28 protein-coding genes and 1 tRNA gene are annotated in these 23,262 nt (G+C 51.9%); 15 read left to right on the top strand and 14 right to left on the bottom strand.

What is annotated here, in order from left to right:
* Nucleotides 1-23: 23 nt before the first annotated feature.
* Nucleotides 24-335 (bottom strand): SCP2 sterol-binding domain-containing protein, encoded by a 312-nt coding sequence (locus tag QT230_RS16355; RefSeq protein WP_308323112.1) that lies wholly within the window; start codon nt 333-335, stop codon nt 24-26.
* Nucleotides 336-504: 169 nt separating this feature from the next.
* Between QT230_RS16355 and sohB the strand changes: the two genes are divergently transcribed.
* Nucleotides 505-1,548 (top strand): protease SohB, encoded by a 1,044-nt coding sequence (gene sohB / locus QT230_RS16350; RefSeq protein ID WP_308323111.1) that lies wholly within the window; start codon nt 505-507, stop codon nt 1,546-1,548.
* A 19-nt stretch (nt 1,549-1,567) separates the two neighbouring features.
* Here sohB and QT230_RS16345 read toward each other — a convergent pair whose 3' ends face one another.
* Entirely contained in the window at nt 1,568-1,888 is a 321-nt protein-coding gene (locus QT230_RS16345) for a metalloregulator ArsR/SmtB family transcription factor (protein ID WP_308323110.1), read from the bottom strand.
* Nucleotides 1,889-2,218: 330 nt separating this feature from the next.
* On the opposite strand from QT230_RS16345, the gene QT230_RS16340 reads away from it, so the two are divergent.
* The 3 genes from QT230_RS16340 to QT230_RS16330 all read left to right on the top strand — a co-directional run bounded on the left by QT230_RS16340 (nt 2,219) and on the right by QT230_RS16330 (nt 5,856).
* Entirely contained in the window at nt 2,219-4,180 is a 1,962-nt protein-coding gene (locus QT230_RS16340; protein WP_308323234.1) for a propionyl-CoA synthetase, read from the top strand.
* A gap of 150 nt (nt 4,181-4,330) precedes the next feature.
* Nucleotides 4,331-4,999 (top strand): 7-cyano-7-deazaguanine/7-aminomethyl-7-deazaguanine transporter, encoded by a 669-nt coding sequence (locus QT230_RS16335; protein WP_308323109.1) that lies wholly within the window; start codon nt 4,331-4,333, stop codon nt 4,997-4,999.
* Nucleotides 5,000-5,052: 53 nt separating this feature from the next.
* Nucleotides 5,053-5,856 carry an alpha/beta fold hydrolase gene (locus QT230_RS16330; protein WP_308323108.1) on the top strand — a complete coding sequence of 268 codons (804 nt, stop codon included), beginning with the start codon at nt 5,053-5,055 and terminating at the stop codon, nt 5,854-5,856.
* 327 nt (nt 5,857-6,183) lie between these two features.
* Here QT230_RS16330 and QT230_RS16325 read toward each other — a convergent pair whose 3' ends face one another.
* Nucleotides 6,184-7,386: an ABC transporter substrate-binding protein gene (locus QT230_RS16325; protein WP_374694477.1), complete on the bottom strand. Its 1,203-nt coding sequence runs from the start codon at nt 7,384-7,386 to the stop codon at nt 6,184-6,186.
* A 152-nt stretch (nt 7,387-7,538) separates the two neighbouring features.
* On the opposite strand from QT230_RS16325, the gene QT230_RS16320 reads away from it, so the two are divergent.
* Entirely contained in the window at nt 7,539-9,245 is a 1,707-nt protein-coding gene (locus QT230_RS16320; protein ID WP_308323106.1) for a potassium/proton antiporter, read from the top strand.
* Between the two features lie 49 nt (nt 9,246-9,294).
* Nucleotides 9,295-9,385: transfer RNA gene (locus tag QT230_RS16315), tRNA-Ser, on the top strand.
* 220 nt (nt 9,386-9,605) lie between these two features.
* Here QT230_RS16315 and QT230_RS16310 read toward each other — a convergent pair.
* The 5 genes from QT230_RS16310 to QT230_RS16290 all read right to left on the bottom strand — a co-directional run bounded on the left by QT230_RS16310 (nt 9,606) and on the right by QT230_RS16290 (nt 12,127).
* Complete coding sequence (locus QT230_RS16310) at nt 9,606-10,577, bottom strand: ion channel (protein ID WP_308323233.1); 972 nt, start codon at nt 10,575-10,577, stop codon at nt 9,606-9,608.
* Between the two features lie 255 nt (nt 10,578-10,832).
* A complete protein-coding gene (locus QT230_RS16305; protein ID WP_308323105.1) occupies nt 10,833-10,976 on the bottom strand; it encodes a hypothetical protein in 144 nt (47 codons plus the stop codon).
* On the bottom strand, nt 10,973-11,299 hold the full coding sequence (locus tag QT230_RS16300) for a hypothetical protein (protein ID WP_308323104.1): 327 nt from the start codon (nt 11,297-11,299) through the stop codon (nt 10,973-10,975). Before QT230_RS16300 ends, QT230_RS16305 begins: the two co-directional genes overlap by 4 nt.
* Before the next feature lie 71 nt (nt 11,300-11,370).
* Nucleotides 11,371-11,541, bottom strand: a complete 171-nt coding sequence (locus tag QT230_RS16295; RefSeq protein WP_308323103.1) for a hypothetical protein — start codon at nt 11,539-11,541, stop codon at nt 11,371-11,373.
* Between the two features lie 103 nt (nt 11,542-11,644).
* The gene (locus tag QT230_RS16290) at nt 11,645-12,127 is read right to left on the bottom strand and encodes a hypothetical protein (protein WP_308323102.1); all 483 of its coding nucleotides are present in this window, start codon (nt 12,125-12,127) and stop codon (nt 11,645-11,647) included.
* A gap of 131 nt (nt 12,128-12,258) precedes the next feature.
* Between QT230_RS16290 and QT230_RS16285 the strand changes: the two genes are divergently transcribed.
* Together QT230_RS16285 and QT230_RS16280 are read left to right on the top strand one after the other, a co-directional pair.
* Nucleotides 12,259-12,441 (top strand): hypothetical protein, encoded by a 183-nt coding sequence (locus QT230_RS16285; protein WP_308323101.1) that lies wholly within the window; start codon nt 12,259-12,261, stop codon nt 12,439-12,441.
* A gap of 112 nt (nt 12,442-12,553) precedes the next feature.
* Nucleotides 12,554-12,724, top strand: a complete 171-nt coding sequence (locus QT230_RS16280; RefSeq protein WP_308323100.1) for a hypothetical protein — start codon at nt 12,554-12,556, stop codon at nt 12,722-12,724.
* 94 nt (nt 12,725-12,818) lie between these two features.
* Here the strand turns inward: QT230_RS16280 and QT230_RS16275 are convergent, their stop codons facing one another.
* The gene (locus QT230_RS16275) at nt 12,819-13,577 is read right to left on the bottom strand and encodes a dienelactone hydrolase family protein (protein WP_308323099.1); all 759 of its coding nucleotides are present in this window, start codon (nt 13,575-13,577) and stop codon (nt 12,819-12,821) included.
* Nucleotides 13,578-13,738: 161 nt separating this feature from the next.
* Between QT230_RS16275 and QT230_RS16270 the strand changes: the two genes are divergently transcribed.
* From QT230_RS16270 to QT230_RS16250, 5 genes are all read left to right on the top strand, one after another.
* Nucleotides 13,739-14,419: a Bax inhibitor-1/YccA family protein gene (locus QT230_RS16270; RefSeq protein WP_308323098.1), complete on the top strand. Its 681-nt coding sequence runs from the start codon at nt 13,739-13,741 to the stop codon at nt 14,417-14,419.
* Nucleotides 14,420-14,516: 97 nt separating this feature from the next.
* Nucleotides 14,517-14,906: a sulfurtransferase complex subunit TusD gene (tusD, locus tag QT230_RS16265; protein WP_308323097.1), complete on the top strand. Its 390-nt coding sequence runs from the start codon at nt 14,517-14,519 to the stop codon at nt 14,904-14,906.
* Nucleotides 14,907-14,917: 11 nt separating this feature from the next.
* Nucleotides 14,918-15,283, top strand: a complete 366-nt coding sequence (gene tusC / locus QT230_RS16260; protein ID WP_308323096.1) for a sulfurtransferase complex subunit TusC — start codon at nt 14,918-14,920, stop codon at nt 15,281-15,283.
* A gap of 20 nt (nt 15,284-15,303) precedes the next feature.
* The gene (gene tusB, locus QT230_RS16255) at nt 15,304-15,594 is read left to right on the top strand and encodes a sulfurtransferase complex subunit TusB (protein ID WP_308323095.1); all 291 of its coding nucleotides are present in this window, start codon (nt 15,304-15,306) and stop codon (nt 15,592-15,594) included.
* Nucleotides 15,595-15,596: 2 nt separating this feature from the next.
* The gene (locus tag QT230_RS16250) at nt 15,597-15,947 is read left to right on the top strand and encodes a TusE/DsrC/DsvC family sulfur relay protein (RefSeq protein WP_308323094.1); all 351 of its coding nucleotides are present in this window, start codon (nt 15,597-15,599) and stop codon (nt 15,945-15,947) included.
* 40 nt (nt 15,948-15,987) lie between these two features.
* On the opposite strand, the gene QT230_RS16245 is transcribed toward QT230_RS16250, so the two are convergent.
* Nucleotides 15,988-16,620, bottom strand: a complete 633-nt coding sequence (locus QT230_RS16245; protein ID WP_308323093.1) for an XRE family transcriptional regulator — start codon at nt 16,618-16,620, stop codon at nt 15,988-15,990.
* Between the two features lie 113 nt (nt 16,621-16,733).
* Entirely contained in the window at nt 16,734-17,678 is a 945-nt protein-coding gene (locus QT230_RS16240) for a histone deacetylase family protein (RefSeq protein WP_308323092.1), read from the bottom strand.
* Between the two features lie 102 nt (nt 17,679-17,780).
* On the opposite strand from QT230_RS16240, the gene QT230_RS16235 reads away from it, so the two are divergent.
* A complete protein-coding gene (locus tag QT230_RS16235; protein ID WP_308323091.1) occupies nt 17,781-20,528 on the top strand; it encodes a bifunctional acetate--CoA ligase family protein/GNAT family N-acetyltransferase in 2,748 nt (915 codons plus the stop codon).
* Between the two features lie 71 nt (nt 20,529-20,599).
* On the opposite strand, the gene pdxH is transcribed toward QT230_RS16235, so the two are convergent.
* Nucleotides 20,600-21,244, bottom strand: a complete 645-nt coding sequence (gene pdxH / locus QT230_RS16230; protein ID WP_308323090.1) for a pyridoxamine 5'-phosphate oxidase — start codon at nt 21,242-21,244, stop codon at nt 20,600-20,602.
* A gap of 299 nt (nt 21,245-21,543) precedes the next feature.
* On the opposite strand from pdxH, the gene QT230_RS16225 reads away from it, so the two are divergent.
* Entirely contained in the window at nt 21,544-22,233 is a 690-nt protein-coding gene (locus QT230_RS16225; protein ID WP_308323089.1) for a cytochrome b/b6 domain-containing protein, read from the top strand.
* Here QT230_RS16225 and QT230_RS16220 read toward each other — a convergent pair.
* Both QT230_RS16220 and wrbA read right to left on the bottom strand, forming a co-directional pair.
* Nucleotides 22,230-22,628, bottom strand: a complete 399-nt coding sequence (locus QT230_RS16220; RefSeq protein ID WP_308323088.1) for a DUF2069 domain-containing protein — start codon at nt 22,626-22,628, stop codon at nt 22,230-22,232. The genes QT230_RS16225 and QT230_RS16220 overlap by 4 nt on opposite strands.
* The gene (gene wrbA, locus QT230_RS16215; protein ID WP_308323087.1) at nt 22,625-23,248 is read right to left on the bottom strand and encodes an NAD(P)H:quinone oxidoreductase; all 624 of its coding nucleotides are present in this window, start codon (nt 23,246-23,248) and stop codon (nt 22,625-22,627) included. The genes QT230_RS16220 and wrbA overlap by 4 nt, the downstream gene beginning before the upstream one ends.
* Between the last annotated feature and the right edge of the window lie 14 nt (nt 23,249-23,262).

Raw genomic sequence — 23,262 nt, 5'->3', positions numbered from 1 at the left:
GGCGCAGCGTGCCGGTATGACGATTATTCGCTAGGGAATAGACTGGTCAGTTTAGTGGCTAGCATGACATTGCCGGTCGCTTTTAGCTTTCCCGTCATGAAGGCGGTCATGCCATTGATATCGCCATTCATAATGCCTTTTAGTGTGTCAGTGGTTAGGCTTAAGCTGACAGAAGGATCATCGTGCTCACCCTCTTGAACATCTAGCGTGCCATCCTGGATATTGAGGTAATAGCTGCCTGCATCAGAAAAATGAAATTGAAAAACTTCATTCATGCCCTCGGCTGCTTCAGGGTTGAAACGCGCTTTTAACTTCTCAAGGGTGTTGGTTGACATAATATCTCTCTCAATTAGGCAATTTAGACTAAGGCTAGCGATAGCGGTTAAAGAAACAACCGCATAGGCGAGCGAGGTTATTTCATACAATCGTTTCAATCAAGCATTGTAGAAACACGCCGCCAAAATACCAGTATGATGAATTCAACTCTTTATATGGAGAGCTTCAATGAGTGAATGGGTAGCAGAAATAGCCACGTTTGTGGTGCAAACCACCATCGTGATGGCACTAATAGTCATTGGCTTACTCCTTGTAACGCGCACAAAAAATGACAAAGAGAGCGATTTGAAGCTCTCAATTGAACCGCTTAATGATCAGCGTCGCCGCCGGGGACGACGTTTGCGTTTAGCCGCGACAATGCCCGGTGCACGCAAAAAGCTGCTCAAAGCCTTTCGTCGTGAGAATAAAAAGCGCCATAAGTCTCACAAGTCTGTGGATGACGCTGCTCAAGAACCACGCGTCTGGGTATTGGATTTTCACGGTGATTTAAAAGCATCGCAAACGGAGCACTTTGGTCAGGAGGTCTCGGCGATTATCGATGTTGCCAGTAAAAATGATGAGGTGGTGGTGCGCTTGGAATCCGCGGGTGGCTTGGTGCACGCCTACGGACTGGCAGCCGCGCAGTTAGACCGCTTGCGAGACGCAGGACTAACCACCACTGTGTGTATCGATAAAGTGGCGGCGAGCGGAGGGTATCTGATGGCCTGTACCGCACAACATATTAAAGCCGCGCCCTTTGCGGTGATAGGGTCTATTGGCGTGGTCGCCCAAGTTCCCAATATTCATCGGCTGCTCAAGCGCCATGATATTGACGTTGAGCTGTTAACTGCTGGCAAATACAAACGCACCTTAACCGTGCTGGGTGAGAATACCGAAGAGGGAAAAGCCAAGTTCTTAGAGGATTTAGAGAACACCCATCGCTTATTTAAGAGCTATGTGGCAGAGCGTCGCCCTAGTATGGAGATTGATACTCTCGCCACCGGCGAGATTTGGTACGGCAGTGAGGCGTTGTCACAACTGCTCGTCGACAGCGTAGGCACCAGTGAAGCCTATCTGGTTGAGCGCATGGCAGAAGCGCGAGTGTTTACTGTCAAGCTTGAACCGCCCAAAACCATGAGCCGTAAATTAGGTTTGGCAATTTCAGAAGGCGTTGAAAAGGCCACGCTGAAAGCACTTGGCCTGATCGACGCCGCTGGCTGGCAGCGGCGCTAAGCGATTTGTGGTTGAAAGCTTACGCTGCGTAGTGATGTGCCAAGGTATCAATCACAGCCTTGGCACTTTCACTGCTCAACGAATAATAAATTGTTTGAGACTCTCGACGCGTATCGACGAGGTTGTCCCGCCTCAAAATGGCCAAGTGTTGGGAAAGGGCCGACTGACTTAATGCAAGCTGTTGATTAATTTGCGTTACTGACAGCTCTTTCTCGGCAAGAAGGCAGAGAATTTGTAAGCGTTTTTCGTTTGCCAGCGCTTTGAGAAGGTTGGTTCCCGCCTCAATTGCACGACAATTATGGTCAAGCAGGCGTGCTGCGGCGCTTGTAGAAGCAGACATAATGATCTCCTTGCCTACACTGTTTTCATCAGCGTTTTATAAGCATTGTTTATGAGTATTGTTATACGTTGTCGAGGCATCATCGCGTCGCGAGGAGCAAGTTGATTAATGATCAGTAATTTAGCGAGTTTTGTCCAAACTGCTGTTTAACGATTAATCAATGGTAGGTCGCTAGTCCCCTGTCGACAATATATTGCCGCTGGCTACCGCTTTGGTCGATGTTTAGCTCATAGTAGCAGGGTGAAACGGCAATTAACTTTATACAGTGTCAACAATTGCTTTGAGCCGTTATTGCCATTTCGCCATTACAATTTAGCTAGTACAAAAAAGATTGAGGACGCCATGAGCCGCTACCAGCAGACCTTCCACCAATCTATTGAACACCCGGAAACGTTCTGGGCAGAGCAGGCCAAACGTATTCCCTGGTATACGCCGCCTAGCACTATCCTTTGTTTTGATGAAAGTTTTGATGAAAGCTCCAATGACAGTTTTGGAGGAGAGAAGCATGCGCGCTGGTTTAGCGATGGAGAAATGAACCTTAGCTACGCAGCACTGGATTATCATGTAGAGAATGGCCGCGCTGACCAAGCGGCTATTTTCTGGGACTCGCCCGCTACCCAGGCCAAGCAGGCCATTAGCTACCGCGAAATGCGTGACAAAGTAGCTTACTTTGCGGGGGCGTTGTCGCAGCTAGGCGTCGCCAAGGGAGATCGGGTGGTGATTTATATGCCCATGATTCCCGAAGCCCTGGTGGCCATGTATGCCTGCGCTCGGCTGGGCGCTATCCACTCGGTGGTGTTTGGTGGCTTCGCGCCCCATGAGCTCGCCGCACGCATTGAAGACGCCGAGCCAAAAGTGGTAGTGGCCGCTTCCTGCGGCATCGAATTGGGCAAGGTGTTGCCCTATAAACCGATGGTCGACCAAGCCATTGCGTTAAGCGCTCATAAGCCGACTGCCTGCGTGGTCTATCAACGCGAAGCGTATCGGGCAGAATTGGCAACTGGCGATCACGATTGGGAGGCTTTGGTAGCCAAAGCACCGTTTGCCGAATGCGTGCCCGTTAAAGGCACCGACCCTTTGTATATTCTATATACCTCCGGGACTACCGGTAAGCCTAAGGGCGTGATGCGCGATACCGGCGGCTATGCAGTGGCATTGGCCTATTCGATGCAGGCTATTTACGCCATGGAGCCGGGTGAGGTGTTTTTTACCGCCTCGGATGTGGGCTGGGTCGTCGGGCACTCATATATTGTTTATGCCCCTTTATTGGTGGGGTGCACCAGCGTCGTTTACGAAGGTAAACCGGTAAAAACTCCGGATCCGGGCAGCTTTTGGCGCTTGATCGAAGAGTACCAAGTGAAGAGTTTTTTCACTGCGCCCACCGCCTTCCGGGCGATTAAAAAAGAGGACCCTGATGCCAAACTGCTGCAGAAATACGATATTAGCAGCCTCAGGCATCTTTACGTGGCGGGAGAGAGACTCGACCCCCCTACGTTTCACTGGCTGGATGACCTTCTGGACGTGCCAGTTATTGATCACTGGTGGCAAACCGAAACCGGCTGGCCCATCGCGGCCAACTTGCCGGGCATTGAGTCAACGCCGACCAAAGCAGGTTCATCGACGTATCCCGTGCCGGGCTTCAACGTGCAGGTGCTCAATCGCGACGGTGAGCAGGCCAAACCTATGGAGCAGGGCAGTGTGGTGATTAAACAGCCGATGCCACCGGGGTGTTTGACCGGCGTTTGGCGTGACCCGCAACGTTTTCATAGCGCCTACATGGCCGCGTTTCCCGGCTACTACTTAACTGGCGATGGCGGCTATTTCGATGAGCAGGGCTACCTATTCATTATGGGCCGCACCGATGACGTGATTAACGTAGCAGGGCACAGGCTTTCGACCGGCGAAATGGAAGAGGTCGTGGGCGCCCATCCTGCGGTGGCCGAGTGCGCGGTCATTGGTATTCATGACGATCTTAAAGGCCAACTGCCGATCGGCCTGGTGATTCCTAAGGATGGTTTTGATGGCGATGAAGCGACGCTGGAGGCCGAATTGATTGCGCGGGTGCGTGACCATATCGGGCCGATTGCCTGTTTCAAGCAGGTATTAGTGGTCGACCGTTTGCCTAAAACCCGCTCGGGTAAGATATTACGCAAGCTGCTGCGTACCATTGCCGACGGTAAAGAGTACGGTATTCCCTCTACTATTGATGACCCCACCAGTCTGGCGGATGTTCACGCTGCCATGCGCGAGCATTCGGTAGGCGCTGCAGACAAAGCCAAACCACTTGATTGAACGCTCATAAGCCGCCAGCCCTCTTGGCGGCTTTCATTGGCTGGCTTTTAATATCATGCAGAAGCCGTATAATGCCGCTCCCATCATGGCCGCCGCTAGCCATCCAACGAGGGTTCCCTAACCCCTCTTATCTAAAAAAGGTCTATCCGCATGTTTGCATTGAGTGAGGCGCAGCACCGCCGTTGTCTATTGGTAATGGTGGCTTTTCATATAGGCATTATTGCCGCCAGCAATTATCTCGTTCAGCTGCCCTTTACACTGTTCGGTTTTCATACCACCTGGGGCGCGTTTAGCTTTCCGTTTATCTTCCTGGCTACCGACCTGACCGTACGCCTGTTTGGCAAAGGTCCTGCAAGGTCGATTATTTTGCGGGTTATGCTGCCAGCGTTGGTGGTGTCATATTTGGTCTCTGTCGTGTTTCCCCGCGGCAGTTTTGCAGGAGTTGGAGCACTCAGTGAGTGGAATCTGTTTGTCGCGCGTATCGCGCTCGCCAGTTTTTTAGCCTACGTGATTGGCCAGTTGCTGGATGTTCAGGTGTTTGACCGTTTGCGCCAGTGGGCCTGGTGGGTCGCGCCGGTATGCTCAACGGTGCTGGGTAACTTAGCCGATACCTTTGCTTTTTTCTCAGCGGCGTTCTATAACAGCCCCGACCCGTTTATGGCCGCCAATTGGGTAGAAATTGCCGCCGTCGACTATGCGATTAAACTCGCCATTAGCCTGCTGTTTTTCCTGCCGCTGTACGGCTTGTTACTCGCTTGGCTAACCCGCCGCTTAGTGGTCTGGACAGGTCAAGTGGACGCAGCCCCACGCACTGCCTAAACGCGTTATAGTAGGTTATTCCACTCGCTCATCGCCAAGGTTTAGGAGCTAGCATGACTGACGCTGCCACCGTTGATCTCCATTTTATCGATATGCCCGCCGACGATAGTGGCGCGGATACGACGCCGCTGGTGGTGATCCATGGCCTGCTGGGGAGTGCCGATAATTGGCGCTCGCATCTAAAAGTTTGGCAGCGCAGCCGCCGGGTGATCGCGCTCGATCTACGTAATCATGGTCGCTCGCCTCACGCGGAAGGCATGGCTTACGCCACGATGGTAGCTGACGTCGTCGCACTGCTCGATAAGCTTTCGATTGAGCGCGCTCACGTGCTTGGCCACTCTATGGGGGGCAAGGTGGCGATCAGTATGGCGCGTTTAGCCCCTGAACGGGTGGCATCGCTGATTGTGGCCGATATCGCGCCGGTGGCTTATGAGCATGGCCACGATGATGTGTTTGCCGCGCTCGATAACGTACGGGAAGGGCAGCCCAAAAATCGCCGCGAAGCCGATGAGCTGCTTGGTGAGCATGTTGATTCTCGTCCCACACGGCTATTCTTAGCCACCAATCTGGTGCGCAATGACGATAACGTGATGGCGCTCCGGGTAGGGTTGGACGAGATCAAGCGTGGCTATAGCGATATTATTGGACTGCCGGACGGTGAGCGCGCCTACGATGGCCCATCGCTGGTACTGCGTGGCGGTGATTCTCACTATGTCGCTGACGACATGCTGCCCACATTGCGGGAAGTGCTGCCGCGCGCCCGTGTGGTGACGCTGAAAAACGCCGGGCATTGGCTGCACGCCGATCAGCCAGAAGCCTTTCAGCAGGCGGTTATCACCTTCGTTGATGCTCAATAGTGCTGTTTTACCCGAGCGGTGTGATGGTTAGGCCATGCGACGCGGGGTTGCGCAAAAAGCGGTTTAGGATTCGTATCCATGTCAAAGGTCGCTGGCGTATCCGCGATGGTTTGCGCTTTTTCTGCGTTTTTGGCGCTACCGAGATAACTCCACTGGCGAACAACATGTCAAGCCGGGGCGGTATTGCCAGTCGGCTTTTCTTCAATCGCGATGCTGCCGGGCCAGGGCCATACATTGACCTGTAGCTGAGTTAGCGTCACCTGTGCACGTTGAGCATGCGCGGCTATCGACTCCATAGGGGTAGGGTGAGTGTGAGTGTGGTAAACGTTATATCGAATGAGGATCTACCGCCAAGCGCGATACTGGCAGAGTCGCTTCAATAAGGCCTGCGTTGAGTAAAAAGGTTTCAAAAGCCTTATAACGGCGGCTATCAAGCGCCGCGGGGCTAAGCGCCATGCGGCGTAGAATATCATTCCATGCGGCGCTGTTAGCGTCATTTTCGAGCACCGGATACGCGCTAATCAATAGCTCCCAAGCGGCAGTAGGGTTATCGATGATCCAGTGGCTCGCTTCTTCGAGAGCAAGCGTAAAGCGAGACCAGGTCTCGGCACGGCGGGTAAGCGTATCTCTATTGGCCAATACCACGAGGCCATCATGGCGTGGAATATCCAGCTCAGCGAAGCGAATAATGTGGGTGCTAATACCTTCGGTGGCCAGTTGCTGGGGGAGGTAGTGGTAAAAGCCATCCGCCACGGCGTCAATTTGACCCTCCCGTAGTGCCCTTGTCGGATCGAAGTGCAGGTTGATCGGTGGGCTGAAATCATCGGTTTGCTGTACCGAGCGGGGCAATAAACGCGGAATGCTCAGTTCGCGCCCCTCACCAGTGGTATAACCGTAATGTAATCCCGCCAGGGTATTCTCGGTTTCCGCTTGCTCTTCTCCCATCACAATCACTGCAGTTAACGACGTTTCAATCAGCGTCGCAATACGAGTGATCGGCGCGCCGCTATGGGCCTGCAAATGTAGCAGCGGCTGTCGAGTTAATGCTAAATCAACTTCGCCTGCGGACAGGAGCTTGATAGCAATAGAAGGATCGGCGGGGGACTGAATATTCACGTCTAGCCCCTGTAAGGCATACAAACCGCGCTCTTTAGCAATCAGCAAGGCTGCGTGCTGAGGACTTAAGTACCAATCCAGCATCAGCGTGATGCTTTTGAGTGGAGGCGGCTCAAGCGGGGGAGCCGGGGTCAACGCCATGGTGGGTACTTCTTCCTTGACCTCTTCGCTATCGACGGGACGCCATAACACATGGGGTACTTCTACCTCAGTGTCCAGCATCAGTGGTGCTGCTGCCTCGGAGGTTTCAGTGTTATCGGCACTTTCATTGTTTTCAGAACTTTCACTATTTTCAGAACTTTCACTGTTTTCTGGACTCTCTTCGGTTGCGTAACTAGCTGAATTAAAAAATAATAAGGTGAAAAGTAGCGTCAGCAGGATAGGGGGCCAATAACGTGTTAGACAGCGCAACATAGTCAGTAACTCCAAATGTTGTAACGGCGAAGTGTAGCCGCCAGAGAAAGCTTCTGACCAGCCCTTTAAACATAAGTGTGTGCTGAGAAGGCACAGTAAATTCAATGGTTACATGTAATAATAGCGCTGTATTGATGTAGAGACGGAGAGTCATGGACGCAATTTATATGTTCTTTTTGGTAGGCGGTTCTTTGATGGCGCTCAGTATTCTGGCCAGCCGCTTATCGTCAATGATGGGTGTCCCGCTACTGCTGATCTTTCTTGGGCTTGGCATGCTGGCCGGTGAAGAGGGCGTACTGGGCGTTGTATTCGATGACTACTCTATGGCGTTTGCGATAGGTCACCTCGCGCTTGCCATGATTTTGCTAGACGGTGGCTTACGTACTCGTCTCAAAACCTTCCGGGTCGGTTTTAAGCCCGCGCTTTCCCTAGCGACCTTTGGTGTGTTTATCACCAGCGCCATCGTTGGCTTAATCGCCATGTGGATCTTTGATCTATCCATTGTGCAGGGCCTTCTGGTCGGCGCCATTGTAGGCTCCACCGATGCTGCTGCGGTTTTTTCAATGCTCAGTGGCCGAGGCGTTAATCTTAACGAGCGGGTAGGCGCCACGCTGGAGATTGAGTCCGGCACCAACGATCCGATGGCGATTTTCCTGACTTTAATGCTGGTAGAACTGTTAGTGGGTGATATCGGTGGCCCGACTGAAACGCTGCTGTTTTTCATCGCCCAGTTTGGTATCGGGTTGATAGTGGGGATCGGGGGTGGCTGGCTAAGCGCCAAGTTGTTGCGCTGGTTGGATTTAGCGCCAGGCCTGTACGCTATGCTGGCATTGGCACTGGGATTCAGTGTATTTGGTTTGACCAGCGTGCTGGGCGGCAGTGGTTTCCTGGCGATTTATCTCGCTGGTTTGATGATTGGCAATCAGCCTGGGCGCCACCTCAACTTTATCCTTCCTGTGCATGATGGTCTGGCATGGCTAAGCCAAATCGGCTTGTTCCTGGTACTCGGTCTGTTAGTGACGCCCAGTGAGCTTTGGGATGTCGCACTGCCTGCGGGGTTGGTGGCACTGGCGTTAATATTTATCGCCCGTCCGCTGGCCGTACTAATCACCATCAAGCCGTTTTTTAAATTTCGCTGGAGGGAAACCTTCTTCATTGCCTGGGTGGGCTTAAGAGGCGCCGTACCGATTGTACTGGCTATCTTCCCGGTAATTGGCGGGGTCGAAAATGCCTCGCTCTATTTTAACATCGCCTTTGCCGTGGTGTTGATGTCGCTGCTGATTCAGGGTGGCTCGCTAACGCTGATGGCCAAGTGGTTGAGGGTAGAAGTGCCGGTTGGCACCGTGCCCAACCGACGCGGGCCGTTGGGTATCCTGCCAGAAAATGATTTTGAGCTATTTGTGTACGGAGTAGAGAACCAGGATTTGGAGGATGTCCCCATTCGCCTGCTACGCTTCCCTTCAGGCGCACTGATTTCAGCACTTTTCCGTGACCACAACATGCTTCATCCCAAAGGCAGTACACGCCTAAAATTAGGCGATGTCATTTGTGTTATCGGCCGATCTGAAGATTTGTATGCCTTAAACAGGTTGTTTAACGGCGACGCCAAGCTCAAGCAGGAGCGTGCCTTCTTCGGCACCTTCACGTTGGATGGCAGTGCGCAAATGCAGGACATCGCTCAGGCGTATGGCTTAACGCTTAGTCCCGGTGAACAAAACATGACCCTGGCTGAGTTCATTGCCCTGCGCGTGGGTGGCCACCCGGTTGTTGGCGATGATGTAGACTGGCACGGCATTCACTGGGTGGTTAGCGATATGGAAGGTGGAAAAATTACCCGGGTCGGTCTCCGGTTGTACTAAAAGGCGTTGACTTCCAAGGAAAAGCTGATAGTATATGCACCCGTAAGCCGGAGGGATGGCAGAGCGGTTGAATGCACCGGTCTTGAAAACCGGCATAGGTTAATAGCCTATCCAGGGTTCGAATCCCTGTCCCTCCGCCACCTCGATACTAAAGTCCCTGATTCGTCAGGGGCTTTTTTAGTTTCAGATCTATCATCAGTATCCCTGAATGTCTGCGAATGAATACTAGGCACTAGGCCATCGCTAGTAGGTCTGGAGCAGGAGGCCGAGAAAGGGGAGAGACGCTGCTGAGCATGATGCAGGTGCGACTGAAGTAAGCATCAGATAGAAAGTCTCCGTTGAATTAGCTGTGCTTCTGGTTCAGCGAGCGTCGTTGAGCAGTTCTTCCATCTGCTGTTGTGAAAGACGAGTATTCGCCATGTAATACACGATGTCACCATCCTTTAGTGGCCTATCGTTAGTCGGGTTGAGCATATTGCCACTAACCTTTGTGCTGTCATCGGCGAGTCCTAGAACGGTAACGTTACAGACATTTTTTGCTTGCACAAAAAGATCACCAAAAGTGGCACCACTGGGTGGATGGCTTAACGTAGTTTGATACTGCGTTGCACCTCGATCTACCGCGAGTAATTCGTTGACAACCCTTGAAATTCCCGCATCAGAGGCTGAGCGCACAAGCATTTCCAGTGCTAGTGCTTGGGTGCATTCTATACCCGGTAAAGTGCGCCGCAACATTGCCGCGGTATCTGGGTTAGCGCAGTGCGCGACAAGGTGGGCATTTTCTCCTTTAAGGCTATAGGCGCTTAGTGCGACAGTGGCTACACGGTCATCACTCGTGTCGTAAATGATGATGCGGCTGGCGCTCTTAACACCCGCACGTTTGAGTAGTTCTGCGTTGGAGAAGCTTTCCCCTTTAATAAATTTTAAATCGGCTGGACGAGGGTTGCTCATCTCTTTAGTAACGCAAAGTACTATTTCATCTGGCAGGCTTTTATCTGCTTTGAGGATGTCCAAAATGCGTTCTGTGGTCTCCCCGTGCCAGCCGATAACCAGAGTATGGCCGGATAGATGGCTAAAATCTCCTTTCCCTTGCATCTGCAGTCTCCAAAAAATTGAAAGTGTAACGGTGGCTTTACCGATCAGTGCAGCAAATAACGAAATACCGCCCGGAATGAGATAGAGAGTGGCTATCCACTTACCGAATGCTGTTTCGGGGCTAAAATCACCGAAGCCCACTGTGCTAGCGACCACGACATAAAAATACAGCCAGTCGGTAAGGGAATCGGCCATGGCCTCTCCAGCCCACGAAAAAAACGCCCAGGTAGTTCCCATGTGTCCAAGTACAACAAGCAAAAGGAATGTCCAAGAGATTTGCAGCGTAGAGGCTTTCAGGACGCGGAGTAGTCGCTGGATAACAGGCATAGTGGTCTCTTAGAGGGATGATGCGCCAGAGTTTACAGTGCTCGGCTCAGGCCTTCATCGGGCAGGCGACTATCAATGATGAAGAGGGCGTTTATTCTTGCTGTTGGTCAAATAAACAAAAAGGCCGCTATGAAGCGACCCTTTCAAATTTGTTGACGAAAATTATCAAGCGAAGCGCTTGGCGATCCAGGAAAATGCGCTATCACTTAGCGATTTTTTACCGTGATGCTCGCGGTGCTGGCTCCACACCATGCCGCCTGATACAACTGCAAGACTAAGCAGCATTCCGGCAAGAATAAATTCGTTCATGGCTTATCTTCCTCATCTGAGGTTTTGTCCCGCTCCACATAACCATAGCCGAATGACCCCACAAAGATCAAGAGTATACCCAGCCCCACGCCTAGCCATACATTATCGGTGTTTAGGCTGGGGTTGGTGACTACCCAACCCGCAGTGAAGCAGGTTGCTACCACAATGACACCCACATTGCGAGTTGCTTCCAAGAACTGTTGGCGGGTCGCCCGGGCACCGACTCTCCGGCGCAGCGCCGAGGCTTTATGCTCTTGCAAGCTTTTCTTGAGCCTGGCGCGCAACGCGCTTTGTGGCTCATTATCTTTGTGAGGCTCTTTCAAGCGGTCTCCATCATGGTGCTTTCAGTTAGTTGCTAAAAACTGCATTGAGAAACGTTGAATATTAAGCGTCATCAAAAACCAGATTTATTAATCTGTGTTCCGCGCATGCAGTCGCCATAAGCCATTGTATCGCCTGAACGCTCAGCAACTTTGCGGCAATCGGCGGTTCTGGAGGAGGTAGGACCTGAGCTGCAGCCAGCCAGAATAAAAGTGACCAGGCAAAGGGTAATAAGCGTTTTCATTAATAATTCCTTGTTGGAAAGTTATAAATATTCATATTTAACATTATAAATAACTGATGTGTGGATTAACTGCCTGTCAGTCTTTCTGCCGGGCAGAGTAGTTTCATGGGCCACAAACCCATTGGCCTATGATAACCGATTGATCAGCACCCTTTAATGTTAACTCTCCTGGATAGGGCGGGGACTCGCCATTGACGGTTGCATCTCCCGTTACTGTGACCAGGACAGTGTAGTCTTCTCCCTCAAATGTGGTTCCGCGCACCATACCATCAAAGCCACCAGGGGATTTGATTTGGAGAAGCTCTCTGTCTAATTTAATAACTCCCTCGCTGGGCTCAGACGAGCCGACATATCCCTTCGCAATCAACAGTACGTCTTCGTTGCTAGCTGTGAAGGAGCAGCCAAGCTCTCCTTGCAGTGTAGTGTTGCGCATATCCTCCTCAGATAGGGCGGATAAGCCATATTGAGAAGGCTCGCTGTTAGGTATGTTCTGTACTTCAATGTTGTTTGTATCGACTTGCTGAGAACAAGCTGCCAAGTAAAGGCTGGCGATTCCAGTGGATAAAACGACTGCTGTAAACCTCACGGCTTATCTCTCCTATTTCATCGGTGAAATTTGGTTGGCGTCATAAAGGCCACTATGTCGTTATCAACGAAGGAACATCATGGTGCAAGTGAATGTCCTAACGTTGTATTCGTTTTTTAGGAAAAAAGCATATGGACCGTGTATTTGCGTGGGATCACCACCACAGCCAAGTAGTTTATCGAATTCCAGGCCATCAGTTTGATGATGGTCGAGAAGACAGCGATCTCTCGCCTGTCTGGCTGCCTGCGGAGGAGTCTGATTTGCCCGAAGGGGTTTCGGTGGAGGATCTCCGCAAAGTATCTGTCAAGAAGTAGCACCACCGCTATGAGCCGCTCCGTTAACGCAATTTCGTACCTAATAATATAGATGGTATTAAGCGCGCTTTCGGCTACTATGCGTTTATTAGTCCCCTAAGGAAATACCGTCATGTTGAAAGGTTTGATCGTCTGCTTTGCGGTTTTATTCGCGCAATTGGCGGTGCTGCATTTGGTTGATACACGTCTCTACAGTTCTCCTCAAGATGCTCGTCAAACGGCAGTAACGACGGTCACTGCGCATAAAGATGAAAAAGATGACGAAGAGGAAATTCAGAGTTAAATAGCGGTTAACTTTTGCCATATTGAATGATGAATGGACACCTAGCGGTGCATGATATTGCTAGGTGTCGTTTATGTAGCCTCCACAGTGACCGCTATAGCACCTCTTCTAGCCAATCAGTAAATGTCGCCCATGAGCGCTGGTCGGCTCTTTCATGGTAAGCGTCGCTGCCAAACACGCTAAAGGCGTGTGGCGCGCCGGAATAAATACCTACCTCGTAGTCAATACCAGCGGTTTCCAACTCATCCGCCAAGGTAGCAACGTCATCTAAGCTCACTGAACTGTCGGCACCGCCGTGAGCAATAAAGATTGGCGCTGTATCCGCTGAATAGGCCTGTCCCTCTGGCGTTGTTAGACCACCATGAAAACTGCTATAGGCTGCGATATCGCTTGCTTCACCGGAACGGGCAATCTCCAACGCCACGGCACCACCAAAGCAGTACCCCATAATAATGGTTTTTTCGGCGGCTCCTTGCTCTCGGGCTTGTGCTAGCCCACCCAATGTCAGGGTGCGCATGCGCTCTCTATCTTCATAAAGGCTACGGGTCGCGGCCTGTTTGTCTTCCACTTCCTGAGGGCGGTTCCCCGCGCCATAGAGGTCAACGGCAAATACGTCGTAGCCTTCATCGGCCAACATATCAGCGCGCTGGCGCTCATAATCATCCAGCCCATCCCAGTCATGAACAATCAGAACGGTTGCTTGGGCAGCTTCGCTTGCCGATACAAAATAGCCTTCGAAGGCTTCATCATTCACACTGTAATCAATATCTTCGCCTGCTGGTGAGTACGCAAGGAGGGGAGCAGCCTGGGAAAATAGTGCTAAAGTGGCGATAGGCAATAGAATCTTTTGCATTTTGGCAGTGTCCAACGGGTGTGTTAAGCAAGCATAGACAATGCTTGCTAAGCTGATTCAACGTTGAATAACTATTTGCGTGGAAGACAAGGGCTTGCGTCTGGAACTCAGTAACGGCATTCTTGTCCGTTGTTGGAAATACCATTAGGGAGCATGAAAACATGGCTTACAACGACTCACGTACGGTACGTCCTCAGTCGGGCGGCGTTTCCGATAGTGTTAGTACGAACAAGGTGTTGCGTAACACCTACGCGCTACTTGCAATGACTCTGCTGTTCTCAGCCGTCACTGCTGGTGCGGCTGTCGCTCTGGGCATCCAGCAAATGAACATCTTTGTGTTCTTTATTGGTGCTTACGGACTGATGTTTCTTGTCCATAAAACCGCAAACTCTGCAGCTGGTTTATTGGCAACGTTCGCATTTACAGGCTTTATGGGCTTTACGTTAGGGCCTATTTTGTCAGCCTACTTAACCCTGCCGAATGGCGGTGCATTGATCATGAATGCGCTGGCTATGACCGGTTTAACGTTCGTTGGCCTGTCAGCGGTCGCGCTAACCACTAAGAAAGACTTTAGCTTCTTAGGCAACTTCCTGATGGCTGGTGCCATCGTGTTGATTCTGGCCATGGTGGCTGGGTTGTTCTTTAACATTCCGGCGCTTTCGCTGATGGTATCAGCTGGCTTTGTGCTGTTCGCTTCAGCAGCGATTCTGTATCAAACCAGTGAAATTATTCACCGTGCTGGCGAGACTAACTACATTCTCGCTACGGTCACGCTCTACGTTTCCATCTACAACCTATTTGTTAGCCTATTGTCGATCTTGGGTATCATGAGCAACGATTGATGCTTAGCCAGTGCTAGCTCAATCGCGCTAGGTAACATGGCAGGCCCTATTCGGGGCCTGTCTTTTTTTTAGGGTAACGCCATCAGGTATTAATATCATGCAGTACGGTTTACTTGTTATGGGTGCACCTTATAGCAGTCCGGCTCCGCACTCTGCGCTGCGGTTTGCCCACGCTATAATTACGCGAGGGCATCAACTAGCCGGTGTGTTTTTCTATCATGACGGCGTGCATAATGCCTCATCACTGATGGCGCCTCCGCAAGACGAGCTTAATCTGCGTGAGGCTTGGCTTGAACTGCATCAGTATCACGACGTTGCGCTAGATGTTTGCATTGCAGCGGCACTGCGCCGAGGGTTAATGAGCGAATCGGAAGCACTGCGGCACGGTAAGCAGGCATTTAATATAGTCTCTCCCTTTGAGTTAACCGGTCTTGGTCAGTTGCTTGAGTTACAGCACCGCTCGGATCGCTTTATTACGTTTGCTTAAAAGGAAAACCCATGGCGGTACCTAATGCACTGCTGGTAATTATTCGCCATGCACCTCACAGCTCTAATTGGTTACGCGAAGGTTTAGATGCCGCTTTAGTTGCTGCAGCCTTTGGCCAACCCGTGCATTTACTCTTCATGGGGCAGGGTATAATGGCGCTGTTAAAAGAGCAGGGAAGTGGGGCGCCGGGCCAAAAGGCCACGCTGCCTACCATCGATATGTTGGAAATGTACGATATTGAACAGCTCTGGGTGTCTGAAGGGGAACTGAAAAGTATGCAACTATCCACGGGTTCTCTGGTAGAGGGCGTCACCCTGATAGCAGACCAAGAAATCCCTGGGTTAATGCAGCAACACGCTACAATACTTAACTTTTAGGGCTTAAGAGTGAGCGCATTATGATTCTACACATCCTCACTAAAGCGCCTGACAGCCGTGCAGCGACTCAAATGCAGCAGGCGCTAGGCAACCAGGATAGCGTGTTGCTGATCGAAGAAGCGGTCACTGCGGCACTTAATCCGGCTTGGGCCGCCTGGCAAAAATATCGGTCGCGTATTTTTTTATTGTCAGAGGATCTAACTTCCCGTGGGCTTACTCACATTGCCGCTAAGCACCAGCTTCCCACCATGGACGTAGACGACTTCGTGGCGCTTACTGAGCAGTATGAAAAGACAGTTACATGGTATTAAATATGCCTGATCCGAAAATATACCGTTATCTTGATTCTGAAAAAAAGTATCCGCTAGATCCAGAAGGGTATCTAGTTAATCAAGCGATATGGAACGAATCTGTGGCTGATTTAATGGCGCAAGAAGAAGGCTTAACGCTTACCCCCGAGCATTGGGAAGTAATCAAAGTCGTTAGGGCCTTTTATCAACGCTACGAAATGGCACCGGCAATGCGACCGCTAGTCAAAGCGACGAAGAGTGTGCTGGGTGAAGAGAAAGGGCGCTCAATCTACCTCATGCAGCTATTCCCCGGCAGCCCACCAAAGAGAATTGCCCGCCTGGCAGGATTACCCAAACCGACTAACTGCCTGTAGCCAAAGTGACCTGCGCGCAAATTTTCAGATTCAGATAGAGCTATGCTGCATCGCCGCGAGTACAGACTGATAGCACCACCGCATCATCTGGGCTGGTAGAAACCAATGCATGGCCCATATCGCTATCGAAATAAATACTGTCGCCCTCGGCCAACACTAGCGGAGCATAGAACTCGGTGTAGAGCATGATATCCCCGTGCAGCACGATCAAAAACTCTTCCCCGTCGTGGCGTACCCACTGGTGATACTCGTCAAAACTGCGTGCCCGTATGATTGTCTTGAAGGGAATCATGCGCTTCTGAGCAAGCTGGTGACCCAATAATTCGTGCTCGTAAGTCGGGGTAGGGTGCAACTGCCCTTTGCCTTTGCGGGTTAAATCGCGCCGCCCCATAGTATAACGCTCCCGCTTCGGCGGTGTGAGCAACTGTGGAAGATCGATATTGAGTCCGGTAGTCAGTTTTTGCACCACACTAAACGTTGGTGAGACTTGGTCATTCTCAATTTTTGACAGCGTTGAGCGTGCAAGCCCGGTGCGCTGGCTAACGTCTTCCAGAGTCCACAGGTTGGCAAGGCGGATTTGCTTGAGCCGCTCACCAAGGCGCAGCGGTTCAACAAACGGTTTGCTTCCCGATGCGATACGCAGCGCGGCGTGCTCTTCAGAGGTAGCGGTCATAGGGTCGTCACATTGGCGGCTTTAGCGTGGGCTTAAGTATTTAAAAAAGCGCATGATACCACAGCCCAAAAGCCGCCAAGAGGGGCTGTTAAAGTGTAGCGAGAAGAAGTCTGCTAAGACGGCACTTCGCTAAATGGCAGCCCAAGCAGCGCTTTAAGGTGCGCTTCCACGCCACTCGCCAATGATTTTGGATTATAGCCGCCTTCCAGCACCGAGACTAAGCGGTTATCGGCATACAGGGTGGCGATCTCCATAGCCATATGAGTTACCCAATAGAAATCTTCATCTTCAAGACAGATATCGCCCATTGGGTCATCTCGGTGGGCATCGAACCCGGCTGAGATCATCACCAAGTCAGGTTTAAAAGCGTGCAGGGCGGAGAGCCAGTGGTTTTCAACAATGCGTCGAAACTCAGCCCCATCGGTGCCTACTTCCAGTGGCGTATTCACCACGTTCTGCCACTCGCTGCGCAGATAGCGCCACGGGTAAAACGGATATTGAAAGCTAGTGCAAATCAGTACCTCTGGGTCGTTTTTAAAGATATCGATGGTGCCGTTGCACTGATGAACGTCAAAATCCAAAATAGCGATACGCTTAGCGCCATATTTCGCGCGGGCATGAGCAGCGCCAACGGCGATATTATTGTAGAAACAGAAGCCCATGGCATCGCTGGCTTCCGCGTGGTGGCCAGGTGGCCTAACGGCACAAAAGACATTATCGGCTTGACGCTTGAACACCTGGTCTACCCCTCGAATGACCGCGCCTGCTGCTACTCGGGCAGCTTGCAAGCTATCAGGGTTCATCATGGTATCGCTGTCTAGCGTCACGATGCCTTGTTGGGGCAAACACTTTTCCAGGGCGCGTAAGTGGCGCAACGGGTGTACTCTGGCTAACGCCTCTTCACAGGCTTCTTTCGCATCCGCCTGCATGGTTTGCTGCAGTAACCCGGCAAGCGATAGACGAGCGCGAATGACCTCCAGTCGCTGGGGGCTTTCAGGATGCTCCGGCCCCATATGGTGCAATGAGCAGTCTGGATGGGTAAGGTAGGCAGTAATCATTCAAACGCTCCATTATTATTGATGCCACCATAATCGCCTATAGGCTCTAGGCGACAGTGTCCTTAAGTCGTACAGCCGCTATCTATTTCAGGAGACTCACTTGTGAGTACGCGCTTTTTGCACCATTTTTTTGAACCTCGCACGTTAGCGGTGTTTGGTGCCTCTGAAAAGCCCGCGTCATTGGGCGGTTTAGTGCTGCGAAATATTCAAGAGGGCGGCTTTAAAGGGCCGCTTTGGGCAGTCAACCTGAAAGGCTACTCGCAGGTCTTTGGCGTGCCCTGCGTTAGCCGCGTCAGCGAGCTACCCGAAGTGCCGGATTTGGCCGTGGTGTGCTCTCCTATTGAAGGCGTTCCTAGCCTGATTAAAAAGCTTGGCCAGCGTGGTGTCAAAGCGGCGTTGGTGCTCTCCGGCGGCGCTTATTTAGATCGCGATAAGGGTAATGTCGGTTCAATCCGCGAACGTATGCTGAGTGCGGCACGGGTTTCGGGTATTCGTGTGCTCGGTCCCGAGTGTATGGGGCTCATTGTGCCGGGTAAAAAACTCAACGCCTCCTACGCTAGCCAGCCGGTGAAAGCGGGCCGTGTCGCTTACCTGGGCCAGTCGGGCATGCTGGCCAATGCCATGATTGACTGGGCAGCGGGTCGCGACGTTGGCTTTTCGCATTTGATCACCGTGGGCGATAGTGTGGATGTGTTGTTGCCGGACTTGATTGATTACGTTAATCAATTTTCGCCAGCTCAGGCCATCTTGCTCCACTTAGAGCGAATCAGCGACGCTCAACACTTTATGACCGCAGTGCGTGACGCTTCGCGTAATCGATTAGTGCTAGCGATAAAAAGTGGCCGAACGCCCGAGTCAGATATTTCCGGCATGGCGCCTACACCAGGGATTGCCAATCGAGATGTGGTATTTGACGCAGCGTTTGCCCGGGCAGGCGTGGTGCGTGTTGATGACTCTGATGAGCTGCTTGATGCGCTGGAAACCCTGTCACGTATGAAGCCCCTCAAAGGCGACCGCTTAGCCATCGTCTCAAACGGCTTAGGTCCCGCGATGCTGGCCATTGACAAGTTGATCAGTGCGGGCGGGAAACTAGCCGAATTTAGCGCCGAAACCCAGGCTGCGCTGCATCGTAGCGAAGTCGACATGAGCAAACCGGGCGAAAATCCGGTGGATCTGGGCGGTAACGCCTCGCCCGAGCGGTTTGTACAGGCGTTGGAAATTGTTGCCGCTGATGCCAACGTGGATGCGGTGCTGGTGGTTCATGCCCCCACTCGGATGGCGCCTTCACTGGTAACGGCCCAGGCGCTAATCGATAACCGCAAGAAATTTCGCCGCAATCTGCTCACCAGTTGGATGGGCTTAAAAGAGGCGCTTAACGCCCGCCACGTTTGCAATATCGCAGGGATTCCAACCTATATTTCACCCGAAAAAGCCGTTAAGGCTTTTATGCATATGGTGATTTATCAACGCGTCCAGGCGCTGTTGCAGGAGATTCCGCCCAGTCTGCCATTTTCCACCAGCCCCGAAATACGTGCCCAGTGCCGCCTGCTGATTAAACAGGCAAAAGAGCAGGGTAGGCAGACCTTGACCCACTCTGAAACGGCCCAGGTGCTTGAAGCGTACGGCATTCCGACAGCGCCGAGTGTTTATTTGAACAACCCGGATGAAGCGCTTGCCAGGGCGACCGAAATAGCCGGTACCAAAGCGCTTAAAGTGGTTCATGAAGGTAATTGTCGCCCTTATCGCTACCGCAAGCATCCGCATAAAATTTCAGCGGGCTTGCTGCAGGACTTGGAGACGCCTGAGCAAGTGGCGGAAGGCGTTCGAACGCTAGGCGAAAAAGTGGCTGAAAAATTCCCTGAGTACGCCATTCGTGAGTACTGTTTGCAGCCCATGCAGCGTGGCAAGCACTCCATGCAGATTTGTGCGGGGATTACTCGCGATCCGGTCTTTGGGCCGCTTATTGTGTTTGGCATTGGCGGCTATAAAGTCAATGTGCTCGCTGACCGCCAGATAGCACTACCGCCATTAAACATGAGTTTGGCGGCCGATATAGTGGGTAGAACCCATGCCGCGTCGTTAATTCGTGAACACTCCGCAGACCCTGAACGCGACGTTGCGCACCTGTGCCAAATGCTCGTTAAACTCTCGCAAATGGCCTCTGATCTAAGCGATCTACGCGGGCTGGAAATTAACCCACTGCTGCTTAATCGCGATGGCATGGTTGCCGTCGATTTCGCTATGGATCTCGGCACACCTTCGCGCTTCGCAATCATGCCGTACCCAGAAGAGTTGCGTGAATGGTTTAAGCTCAAAAACGGCTGGCAGGTCGAGGTAAGGCCTATTCGTGCTGAAGATGCCCATTTGATTACGACCTTCCACCGCCAGCTCTCGGAAGAGAGCATCCGTTTTCGCTATTTCCACAATAAATCCAATCTTACCCAGCGTGACTTATCGATTCTGTCGCATATTAACTATGACCGGCAGATGGCGTTCATTGCCGAGTATTTAGGCGATGATGGCAGTAAAGAGATGCTGGGTGTGGTGCGGGTTTGGAACGATCCAGATAATATTCGCACTGAGTTTTCAGTGATTATTCGTGATGATTTGCAGGGGCTCGGAATTGGCAGCCTGCTGATGAAGAAGATGATCGATTACTGTACTAACATTGGCACCCTGGAGATGATCGGCAAAATCATGGTCGATAACCACCCAATGCGTGCACTCATGAAACACTTAGGCTTTAAGTGCCGTTACAACATGGAAGAGCAGGTAATTGACGCTGTTCTGCGTCTCAACGAACCCGAAAGTGAGTGGCAGCGGCACAGGCTGGAGAGCCTGCCGGACTAGTTTTACCAGGACAGGCCTGCGTCACTAACAGCAGGCCTTACGCATTAATTTATTACTCGTTTTGGGCAGCCTTATGGCGCCATGCGGAAGCGGCTCCACTCGCCGCCGTCGCGGCGCTCAAAGCGTAGCCGGTCATGAAGGCGGCTAGGCTGCCCTTGCCAGAATTCGATCATTTCCGGTGCGATACGATAGCCCCCCCAGTGAATCGGGCGGGGAATATCCTGATTATTGTAGGCCTGTTCAAAACGCTTCTGGCGCTCTTCAATCCATTTACGGCCAGGAATTACAACGCTCTGAGTGGCAACCCAAGCCCCTAACTGGCTACCCCGCGGACGGCTGGCAAAGTACTCATCGGACTCTGCTGCTGAGACCTGCTCCACAGGGCCCTCAATACGCACTTGGCGCGATAGCGAGGGCCACCAGAAGGTTAGCGCAGCGTAAGGAACATTATTGAGTTCGCTGCCTTTATGGCTATGGTAGTTTGTGTAGAACACCATGCCATGCTCATCAAAGCCTTTTAGCAGCACAACTCGGGCGTGGGGCCTGCCTTGGCTATCAACGGTGGCGAGCGTCATGGCATTGCCATCTTTCTGTTCTTTTTCCAGTGCGAGGGTGAACCACTCGTCGAAAAGCACAAATGGATCGTCGGGGGCTTGGGATTCATCTAACCTCCCGCCTTCATAATCACGCCTGATATCGGCTATGTTGCGTGTCATCGCATGCTTCTCCCTTGAATTTCATCCATGTTCGCTGGTCTCTGTTTAAAGCTCAAGTGACCGCTATCAATGGATGTTTAACGCGCTCATCCACTGCCATTATCTTAGCCGGTGCTATGGCTCTCTGTATCCGTATAATTACTGCCAGTGAAGGAGGGTGGCGACTTACTGTCTCGAATTCTATGAGAAAGCGGGAATAAATGCGAAGATCTCTCACCAACTACTAGCTTACAATGTTGGCTCATCAATGATTTAGCTCACACCAGCGGGCCTACCATGGGCTGAGAGAGGACGAAGTAATGCGCAACGCTAGGGTAGCGATTGAGGTATGGGATTTATGGATTCGCCTGTTTCACTGGGGATTAGTAGCAGCGGTGTTAGTGTCTTTTTATACCACTAAGACCAGCGGCGAGCCGTTCCTATTTCCAATCGAAGTCCATGCGCAGGCGGGTTATTTGGTTTTAGGTCTACTCGTTTTCCGCTGGATATGGGGCGTGATCGGGAGTGTATACGCACGACTCAGCACCTTTTTATATCCCCCTAGTAAAACGCTAGGCTATTCCAAAGGGCTCTTAAAGGGTCAAAACAGCGCTTACGCCAGCCATAACCCGTTGGGCGGCTGGATGGTGTTGATAATGCTGCTGTCACTCAGTTTTCAGGCACTTAGCGGCCTGTTTTTAAGCGACGATATTTTTTTCCAGGCACCCTTGTATGGCGCATTCGGAGATGGGATTGGCAGTCAATTGAGAACGCTGCATCAGTTGAACAGCGATCTGCTGATTATCTTAATCGGACTGCACATATTAGGGGTGGTGATACATCGGCTGCTGGGCGAGCCATTGCTGACCGCCATGGTGACGGGTAAGAAAACGTTTAGCCAACAGCCGGTCGATGCGCGTAACGAGTCTTCGCTTTCTACCACACTGCGTATACGCGCGATCGGAGCCTTGCTCATTGCAGCTGGCGTTGTTCTATGGCTATGGTTTTAACGCTCTCTTTGACGGAGCTGGCGACTACGAAAGCGCGCGTAACCCATGCACCCAGCAAAGAGAGCCAGTGATACGGCAGCCTCTACAATCCCACGCAGGCTTTGTCCTGGCAGCGTTGCTAGCATTACGCCCTGGGTGAAATAGAGCAAGCTGACAAACGCGAGCCATGCATGCCCCCGTGCACGTTGACCAATGATTGAGGGCAAGAACAGCACTAGCGGGAGCACGAAAGCCACCACTGGTCGCCAGTTAAACTCATCTCCCTGGACCAAGAAACCACGGAAAATTACCAGCAACAGCAGAATGGTAAAGCTGGCCAATACCAGTTGGCGGGTTCTCTGCGTGAGCTTGTCAATTCCATGAAGCTCTTCTACATCTTCTAACCACTGCCTCATACAGCCTCCTGACGCATTGCGTGCAGTGCCAGGGCGAGTCGTGCCAAACGTTTACCCTGGGCAACGCACAGCGCGCGCTCGTGCTCATCGACCGAGCGGTCGTTACGTGTGCCTGCCACATGGCTTGTACCGTAAGGAGTACCGCCCGTGGTTGTCTCCAGCAAAGTGGTTTCACTGTAAGGCACGCCGGCGTAGACCATGCCGTGGTGCAGCAGCGGGACTAGCATAGTGAGCAGCGTGCTCTCCTGGCCACCATGCAAGCTTGAAGTCGATGTGAAGGCGCTCGCGGGCTTGTCGATCAGGGCACCGTTCATCCAAAGACTGCTGGTGGAGTCGATGAAGTATTTAAGTGGCGCGGCCATATTGCCAAACCGGGTAGGGCTACCTAATGCCAACGCGCTGCAGTTGCGCAGGTCGTCCAGTTCAGCATAAACAGCCCCTTCAGCAGGAATTTCGGGCTCTACGGCTTCACAGGTAGTAGAAACCGGCGCCACCGTGCGCAGCCGTGCCTGAATGCCGGGTACACTCTCTACACCCGCCGCAATTTGCTGCGCCATGGTAGCCGTCGCGCCTGAACGCGAGTAGTAAAGAACTAAAACATAGGGTGTCATGTCACTCATTAGCTTTCCTGAAA

It is taken from the genome of Halomonas sp. SpR8, assembly GCF_031010195.1.
GTDB lineage: Bacteria > Pseudomonadota > Gammaproteobacteria > Pseudomonadales > Halomonadaceae > Vreelandella.
This window is presented reverse-complemented; position numbering and strand designations above follow the sequence as displayed.